Annotated in this window: 8 protein-coding genes; 6 read left to right on the top strand and 2 right to left on the bottom strand. The window is 66.9% G+C overall.

The annotated features are described in order from the left end of the window. The first annotated feature begins 2 nt into the window (after positions 1–2). From AL3_RS17405 to AL3_RS17420, 4 genes are all read left to right on the top strand, one after another. The gene (locus AL3_RS17405; RefSeq protein WP_066303473.1) at positions 3–812 is read left to right on the top strand and encodes an SDR family oxidoreductase; all 810 of its coding nucleotides are present in this window, start codon (positions 3–5) and stop codon (positions 810–812) included. Between the two features lie 328 nt (positions 813–1,140). Then, positions 1,141–1,416 carry a hypothetical protein gene (locus AL3_RS17410; protein ID WP_066303474.1) on the top strand — a complete coding sequence of 92 codons (276 nt, stop codon included), beginning with the start codon at positions 1,141–1,143 and terminating at the stop codon, positions 1,414–1,416. Positions 1,417–1,622: 206 nt separating this feature from the next. Continuing rightward, on the top strand, positions 1,623–2,663 hold the full coding sequence (locus tag AL3_RS17415; protein ID WP_083521875.1) for a 3-hydroxyisobutyryl-CoA hydrolase: 1,041 nt from the start codon (positions 1,623–1,625) through the stop codon (positions 2,661–2,663). Between the two features lie 50 nt (positions 2,664–2,713). After that, positions 2,714–3,472, top strand: a complete 759-nt coding sequence (locus tag AL3_RS17420; protein WP_066303476.1) for an SDR family NAD(P)-dependent oxidoreductase — start codon at positions 2,714–2,716, stop codon at positions 3,470–3,472. 22 nt (positions 3,473–3,494) lie between these two features. On the opposite strand, the gene AL3_RS17425 is transcribed toward AL3_RS17420, so the two are convergent. Next, a complete protein-coding gene (locus AL3_RS17425; protein ID WP_066303478.1) occupies positions 3,495–3,734 on the bottom strand; it encodes a hypothetical protein in 240 nt (79 codons plus the stop codon). A gap of 119 nt (positions 3,735–3,853) precedes the next feature. Here AL3_RS17425 and AL3_RS17430 point away from each other — a divergent pair, with 119 nt between their 5' ends. Both AL3_RS17430 and malQ read left to right on the top strand, forming a co-directional pair. Next, positions 3,854–4,183, top strand: a complete 330-nt coding sequence (locus AL3_RS17430; RefSeq protein WP_066303479.1) for a DUF6221 family protein — start codon at positions 3,854–3,856, stop codon at positions 4,181–4,183. Between the two features lie 113 nt (positions 4,184–4,296). Beyond that, positions 4,297–6,447, top strand: coding sequence for a 4-alpha-glucanotransferase (malQ, locus tag AL3_RS17435; protein ID WP_066303481.1), 2,151 nt, complete (start codon positions 4,297–4,299; stop codon positions 6,445–6,447). A gap of 19 nt (positions 6,448–6,466) precedes the next feature. On the opposite strand, the gene AL3_RS19065 is transcribed toward malQ, so the two are convergent. Beyond that, entirely contained in the window at positions 6,467–6,988 is a 522-nt protein-coding gene (locus AL3_RS19065) for a MarR family winged helix-turn-helix transcriptional regulator (protein WP_066303483.1), read from the bottom strand. Between the last annotated feature and the right edge of the window lie 99 nt (positions 6,989–7,087).

The raw sequence follows: 7,087 nt of genomic DNA on the forward strand, positions 1-7,087 counted from the left end.
AGATGATCTCCCAGCTCCCGCTCGCCGGACGGACAGCCGTGATCACCGGTGTCAGCAGAGAACAGGGGATCGGCTACGCCATCGCCTCCCGGCTGGCACAAATGGGTGCCAGCCTCTTCCTGGCCCACTACGTCCCGCATGACCGGGATCAGCCCTGGGGTGCGGATTCGATCGACGGCGTCGTCAGGGGAGTGCGCGCGCAGCTTGCCGGCGGTGCCCGGCTGGCTGATGCGAGCGTCAACCTGGCGGATGCGGGTGCGGCCGAACAACTGATCGACCAGGCAGGGTCTGCACTGGGACATCTGGACATTCTGATCTGTAATCATGCCCGCAGCGGCGGCGACGGCCCGTTGAGGGACCTGACCGCAGAAAAACTGGATGCACACTGGGCGGTGAATACGCGGTCCACGCTGCTGGCCACCCGTGCCTTCGCCGCCCAGCATGACGGGCGGGCCGGCGGCCGGGTCATCTGGATGACCTCCGGACAGGTTGACGGCGGAGTCATGGAGGACGAGATTGCCTACGCAACGTCCAAGGCTGCCCTGGCCGGGATCACTCCGTCCGTTTCCGCAGGCCTGGCCCGCCGGGGAATCCTCCTCAACACCGTCAATCCGGGACCGGTCAATACCGGCTATCTGGATCCCGCGACCGCCGACCGGTCCCCGGAAATCCTCGAAGAGGTACTTTCCCGCTTTCCCGCCGGGCGCTACGGGGAACCTGAGGATCCGGCCCGGCTCATCGCCTGGCTGGTCAGCGATGAGGGACGCTGGATGGTTGGCCAGGTGCTGAGCAGCGACGGCGGCTTCCGCTGAGTTGCCGCAGGGGTTGAGATGACGCGGGGAGGGAACAGCAGGTTCGCTCAGTAGTCCGGTCAGCACTGGGCCAGGTTCACGCAGGGGCCTAGCGGACAGCAACCCGGGATGTTAGGGTCCTCGGCATGGGAACACTCATTTTCGAGTAGCGGTGCGCGCGCTGAAGGCGCCCCGCTCTACGCAGACCACATCAAACCGCTTGTTGAGGCCAAGGCCTCCGAGTCCTTCCGTCTGCAAGCTCGAAACGCCTGAGCGCGAATCTGCGCGGGCAGCCCGGAAGGGCAGTGATCTGGCATCAGCAGCCCAGAGTAGAAACTGGAGCACTCCCATGACGAAATCCGCCAAAAAACACCCATCCACTGCGGCAGGCCAGCCGCCGGCAGCCGCCGAGGCTGTCCCGGTCACCGACGTAACCGCGCCGGATCTGCTGATTAACGTCTCTCCGGCTGCCGCCCGCCGCCTGAGCGAAGACGGGCTGCGGCGCCTGGCCGCCGCACAGCCGGCCGAAGCGAACCTTCCGGGCTGGCAGAGCCTGGGCAAGGGCGCCAAACCGAACCACGCCAACGGCAGGCAGGGCCCACGCGAACGCAAGGTGCGCTGGTAACCGGCTGCCCTGGCCACACCCGCTCCACACCGGACCGGCTGCAGACCCCACCGTCTGCAGCCGGTCTGCCGTTAAATCTCCGGCCGGGTGCTTTGCGTTCCCACCGGCTGCTTCCGAACCCGCCCCGCCCGCCGGCATTTCGGAAGGTGCCGCCCTGCCTGCGCCGCCGGATTGGCGCTGTGCCGGATTCTTGAAATGCTGACGGCATGGAATCTCCCGCCTCCGGCACCCTCACCCGCAGTTCCATCCACGCCACCGACGCACTCCAGGCCTGGACTGCCGGGAACCTCGGTGTGATCCGGCTGAACCGGCCGCAGGCGCTCAACGCCATGACCCTGGATATGGTCCGGTCCATGGACCGGGTGCTCCAGGACTGGGCAGTGGACGACGCCGTTGGCTCAGTCCTGCTCCTCGGTGCCGGGAACCGCGGGCTGTGCGCCGGCGGAGACATCCGGGCGATCGCCGCGGGGACGGATGCTGAGGCGATGGAGTTCTGGACCGCTGAGTATGCCCTCAACGCCCGGGTGGCCAGTTTTCCGAAGCCCTACATTGCCCTGATGGACGGGGTAGTGATGGGAGGCGGAGTTGGCGTGTCAGGCCATGCCGGCATCCGGATCGCCACCGAGCGGACGCAGGCGGCCATGCCGGAGGTGCGCATTGGCTTCAGCCCCGACTGTGCCGGGTCCCTGCTGCTGGTCCGCGCACCGGGCGAGCTGGGCACCCATCTTGCATTGACCGCCGGCACCATGACCGGCGCTGACGCCGTGCTGTGCGGATTCGCTGATTACTACGTTCCCTCCGCCGTACTTCCTGCGCTGTGTGCGGCGCTGGAAACGGGTGATCCCACAGAGGTGACCGAGGCGTTCGCCGTCGAACCTCCGCAGGCTCCGCTCGCCCGCCGGCGGGAGTGGATCGACGAATGCTACGCCGGCCCCGATGTTCAGGAGATCCTTGCCCGGCTGGATTCCCACGCCGCCCCCGAGGCCGCGGAGGCAGCCCGGAGCATCCGGGAGATGGCGCCGTTTTCCCTGGCAGTTGCCCTGTCCTCGCTCCGGGCCGCCGCAGCAGAACCATCACTGGACAGGGTGCTGGCCCGGGATCTGGTCATGGCGGAGCGGATGATCGCCCGTCCGGACTTCCGCGAAGGAGTCCGCGCCCGCCTCCTGGACCGGGATGCACCCCGCTGGAATCCGGCCAGCCTCCGGGACGTTGCAGCACCGGACGTCGCCTGGACGCTGGCCCTCTGACCGGGCCGGTGCCATGATGGTGCCCCATACTCCGGCAGAAGGGCACCGGCATGCTGCTGAACGGCAGGAACGCAGTCATTTACGGAGGCGGCGGAGCGATTGGCGGGGCCGCTGCCCGGGCCTTCGCCCGGGAAGGTGCCAGGGTTTTCCTGGCCGGACGGCATCCTGAACCGCTGCAGGCTGTGGCGGAGCAGATCCGGACGGCGGGCGGCCTGGCGGAAACAGCGCTGCTGGACGCGCTGAACCAGCAGGCCGTCAACGAGCATGCGGACCACGTCGCAGCTTCGGCCGGCAGCCTGGACATCTCCCTGAACGTCATCCAGCACGGCGATGTCCAGGGCCTGCCGATGTCCGCCATGTACCTGGAGGACTACCTGCGTCCGGTGTCGACGGCGGTGCAGACCACTTTCATTACCGCGCAGGCAGCTGCCCGGCACATGATGGAACAGAAATCCGGGGTGATCCTGGCCTTCGGCGGATCCGGTACCCAGGAACCGGGACAGTATCTGGGCGGGCTGATCACCGCGTTCGAAGCAATCGAGGCGATGCGCCGGCAGCTGGCGGTGGAACTTGGTCCGTACGGAATCCGGGTGGTGACGCTGCGCAGCGGTGGGATACCCGAGTCGCTGCCGCCGGACATGGACGGCCGCGAGGAAATCGCCGGAGCGATCCAGGCGGCCACCATGCTGAAGCGTGCTGCCACGCTGGAGGATGTTGGCAATGCGGCGGTCTTCGCCGCATCGGATCTGGCGGCCAGCGTCACGGCGGCAACCATCAACATCAGCGCCGGAGCGTTGATCGACTGGTGAGTTGCCCGGCTGGTGGCCGGACCTAGGCTTCAGACCGCCAGATCGAGAAGTCCTCGGTGCTCACAGCGGTGTGGGCGCCGGTCTCCTCGTCCCGGAGCCACAGCGTCGCCAGCCCTGGTGCGGTATCCCGCACTTCTCCCCGATAGTAGACGTGACCGCCGCTGCGGGCTTCAACGTGGTCGCCACGGTGAACTGAACGGATATTGCGGATGCGGCGGGCGGACGGATTGGAGGAAACGGGGGACGTGCTGGCTGAGGGCAAACTCTTACTCCTGGATCGTGAGGGGGCCTAGTTATGTCAACCAGCGAACTGGGCGAAAATATTCCCAAAGCTGTATCATCCCCCTGACGCCGGCTCGGTCGGGAGCGTAAAGTCTGGGCATGGATATCGTGGATTTCCTGCTGACGCGCTTTCATGAAGACGCCGCGGAGTCCCGCAAGCTTCTGGGCGGGTCCGAAATTTCGCTCTCGGACCGCTGGTATGAGGAGCGGCTTTTGCGGGAATGCGAAGCCAAACTCATGCTGATCGACATCATTGGCGGTGCCCGCCGCAATGCGCTGTCCCGAATGCTGCAGGACACTGAGAGCGACCCGCGCAGCTACGCGGATGAACTCGAGTGGACCACCCTCGCCCTCGCCGCCCTGGCCGCCCCGTATGCAGATCACAACGATTACCAGGATGTCTGGCGGCTGGTGGAGAAACGGCCCTGAAGCCTGCCCGGCGGCCGGGCTGGTGGCCAGGCCCCCGGCACCCGATCAATCCAGCGGCCCTGTCCTGCGGCCGCTGAACGGCCTAGATTGGCTTCCATGACTTTGGAGACTCCATGACAGGGGACAGCGCCGGTACCGCCAGTGAGCGGGAGCTCCTGGAGCGGCTCGCCGCAGCCAAACACATAGCGGTGTCGTTCACCGGATGGGATGGGAGCCCGCAGCAGGTCTCCGATGAAACCCTGCGGATCATCCTCGCTTCACGGGGCGCCCCGGCCGGCAGCCGCGCTGAACTGGAAACATCGCTGGAGCAGGCGCTGACGGACCCCTGGCGCCGGGTCCTGCCGCCGACTGTCGTCGCCCGGGAAGGCTTCCCCTCCGCCTCAGTTCCCGTGCGTTTTCCCGCCGGAATGTCCGCCCGCGCCTGGATTGAGCTGGAGCGGGGCGGAACCATCGACGTGCCATGGGCACCCCAGCCGGAAGAGTCCGCCGTCGTCGACGGTGTGGAGCATCAGCGCAGCCAGCTGGTCCTGCCCCCGGACCTTCCCCTGGGCTGGCACCTGCTGCACGTCGAGGCCGGCGGTGCCGGAGACGGCGGGGTCCGGGCGCAGGCCGTGCTCGCGGTAACCCCGGACCGGCTGGATCCGGTTGGCAAGATAGGCCGTGCGCGGACCTGGGGGATGATGGCCCAGCTGTATTCCACGCGCTCGGCGCGGTCCTGGGGCATCGGTGATCTGACCGACCTTGCGGATCTCTCCGCGGTCTGCGGTGAAGCCGGATCAGACTTTATGCTCATCAACCCGCTCCACGCTGCAGAATCCGCCCCTCCGGTGGAGGATTCGCCGTATCTGCCCGCAACCCGCCGCTTCTTCAACCCCCTGTACATCCGCGTGGAAGCCATCCCCGAATACAGTTATCTCCCGGCGGAAGAGCGGGCCCGGGTCGAACACCTGGCTGCCGGGCAGCAGGCGGTAAACCGGGACGCCGGGCTGCTGGACCGGAACACTGCTTTCGCGGCGAAGCTCCAGGCCCTGCGGCCCATTTTTGAGGTACCCCGAAGCCCCTCCCGGGAGCAGCAGTACCAGGCCTTCGTCGAAGGGGAAGGCGAGGGTTTGGAGAGTTTCGCCCTTTGGTCCGCCCTGGCGGCCAGCCTGCCGGCGGATGCACCGCAGTGGTCGGAAGGACTGGACAGCGGTTTCGCCCGGAGCATGGCTGTGGAGCTGGCCGGCGAAATCAACTTCTACAAATGGCTGCAATGGATCTGTGATGAACAGCTGGAAACGGCACAGCGGGCAGCCCGGCAAGCGGGAATGGGCATCGGAATCGTGCACGACCTCGCCGTCGGGGTCCATCCCGGCGGAGCAGACGCCTGGACGCTGAGGGATGTCCTGGTTCCTGAAGTTTCGGTGGGCGCACCGCCGGACATGTTCAACCAGCGCGGCCAGGACTGGAGCCAGCCGCCCTGGGATCCGGACCAGTTGGCGCAGACCGGCTACGGTGCCTACCGTGACATGCTGCGGACCATCCTTCGGCATGCGGGCGGAGTGCGCGTGGACCACATTCTTGGCCTGTTCCGTCTCTGGTGGATCCCCCGCGGTGAAGCGCCCGATAAGGGCGCCTACGTGTACTACGACCATGAGGCGCTGGTGGGAATCCTGGCCCTGGAAGCCCAGCGGGCGGGCGCCGTCGTCGTCGGCGAAGACCTGGGGGTTTTCGAACCGTGGGTGCAGGACTACCTGGCCGAACGCGGAATCCTCGGCACGGCCATCCTGTGGTTCGAGCACACGGGCCAGGGGCCGCGGCCGCCGGCGGAATACCGTCCCGGTGCCCTCACCACGATCGGCACGCACGACCTCCCGCCGGCAGCGGGGTACCTCGCCGGGGAGCACGTGACGCTGCGCGGTTCGCTGGGTCTGCTGAACCGTCCTGTGGAGGAGGAGCGGGAACTCGATGAGGCTGCCACGGCTGCCATCCTGGAGCTGGTCCGGAGCCAGGGGCTGCTGACCCCTGAACAGGCTTCCGAAGCGGAAACCGTTGAGGCACTGCACCGGTTTATTGCTCGGACCCCGTCAGTGCTGATCGGCGTCGGGCTGGTGGACGCGGTGGGGGAGCGGCGCAGCCAGAATCAGCCCGGCACCTCCACGGAGTACCCGAACTGGCGGATCCCGCTGGCCGGTCCGGACGGAACCCCGATCCTGGTGGAGGACCTTGCCACGAATGAGCGGTTCCGATCACTGGCGCGGATCATGAACGAATCGCTGCGCTAGTCCAGTGCCCGGGACGTGCCTAGCCGGCGGTCTGGTCGGCAAAGGCAACGCGGCGCAGGAGGGATCTCAGCTGATCCCGCTCGGCCGGTGAGAGAGCGCCCAGCGAGGTGTTGCTTGCGGCTGCGACCACGGCGGAGGCCTCGGCGTAGAGCCGCTTGCCCTCCGGCGTCGGAGTGATGATGTTGGAGCGGCGGTCGCGCGGGTCAGCCAGCCGCTTCACGGCGCCCCGCTTCTCCAGCTGATCCACCAGTGCCACGATCTGGCTTGGATCCAGGGACAGGAATTCCGCGAGTTCCCGCTGGGACGGATTCAGTCCGCTGCAGGCCAGGGACAGCACTGAGTAGGAGCGCACTTTAAGGTCGAGCGCTGCCAGGCCTTCGTTGGCGCGGCGCGAGCCAACCGATCGAGCCCGGGCGGCGAGAAACTCGGTTTCACCGGCGAGCTCTGAATCGTAGAGCCGCTCGATACCCGCCTGAGGTCCCACCTGTTGCGCGGTACCTGCCGCGCCGTTGCGTGAGGTGTTGCTGCCGGTCTCGGTCATGGACTAAGAGTACGCGCTATTACAACTGTTGACTTTCTCAACTATCTCGGATGTCATGGTGTGAGGCATGACACACGAATGAGGGGTTACGTATGGCGC

It is taken from the genome of Arthrobacter luteolus NBRC 107841 (assembly GCF_001552075.1).
Classification (GTDB): Bacteria; Actinomycetota; Actinomycetes; order Actinomycetales; family Micrococcaceae; genus Arthrobacter_B; species Arthrobacter_B luteolus.

What these genes read in the sequence shown, in the direction of transcription:
- AL3_RS17405 (WP_066303473.1), top strand. Translation starts at nt 3, where the DNA reads ATGATCTCCCAGCTCCCGCTCGCCGGACGGACAGCCGTGATCACCGGT.
- AL3_RS17410 (WP_066303474.1), top strand. Translation starts at nt 1,141, where the DNA reads ATGACGAAATCCGCCAAAAAACACCCATCCACTGCGGCAGGCCAGCCG.
- AL3_RS17415 (WP_083521875.1), top strand. Translation starts at nt 1,623, where the DNA reads ATGGAATCTCCCGCCTCCGGCACCCTCACCCGCAGTTCCATCCACGCC.
- AL3_RS17420 (WP_066303476.1), top strand. Translation starts at nt 2,714, where the DNA reads ATGCTGCTGAACGGCAGGAACGCAGTCATTTACGGAGGCGGCGGAGCG.
- AL3_RS17430 (WP_066303479.1), top strand. Translation starts at nt 3,854, where the DNA reads ATGGATATCGTGGATTTCCTGCTGACGCGCTTTCATGAAGACGCCGCG.
- malQ (WP_066303481.1), top strand. Translation starts at nt 4,297, where the DNA reads ATGACAGGGGACAGCGCCGGTACCGCCAGTGAGCGGGAGCTCCTGGAG.
- AL3_RS19065 (WP_066303483.1), bottom strand. Translation starts at nt 6,988, where the DNA reads ATGACCGAGACCGGCAGCAACACCTCACGCAACGGCGCGGCAGGTACC.